Here is a 428-nt window from a genome sequence, read left to right as displayed (position 1 = left end):
ACTGGGGAGTTCACTACTCTTCCTCGCTCGCGATGGCGTTGAGCGCCGCCGCCGCTATCGCGCTGCCGCCGCGCCTGCCCCGGATGATCAGGTGCTCCAGGCCCGACGGGTGTTCGGCCAGGGCCTCCTTCGACTCCATCGCGCCGACGAAGCCGACCGGGACGCCGATGACGGCGGCCGGGCGCGGGGCGCCCTCCTCGATCATCTCCAGCAGCCGGAACAGGGCTGTTGGCGCGTTGCCGACCGCGACCACCGCCCCCTCCATCCGGTCCCGCCACAGCTCCAGGGCCGCCGCACTCCGCGTGGTTCCCATCTTCGCGGCCAGCTCCGGCACGGACGGGTCGGAGAGCGTGCACACCACGTCGTTGTCCGCGGGCAGCCGCTTGCGGGTGACCCCGCTGGCCACCATCGCCACATCGCAGAGGATC

The 428-nt window shown here is 72.2% G+C and carries 1 protein-coding gene; it reads right to left on the bottom strand.

The genetic code is table 11. The features are described 5' to 3' along the window. Positions 1 to 13: 13 nt before the first annotated feature. Positions 14 to 428: precorrin-8X methylmutase (locus RM812_RS42500; RefSeq protein WP_311586401.1), on the bottom strand; the 415-nt coding region annotated here is incomplete at its 5' end.

This window comes from Streptomyces lancefieldiae (assembly GCF_031845825.1).
GTDB lineage: Bacteria > Actinomycetota > Actinomycetes > Streptomycetales > Streptomycetaceae > Streptomyces > Streptomyces lancefieldiae.
This window is presented reverse-complemented; position numbering and strand designations above follow the sequence as displayed.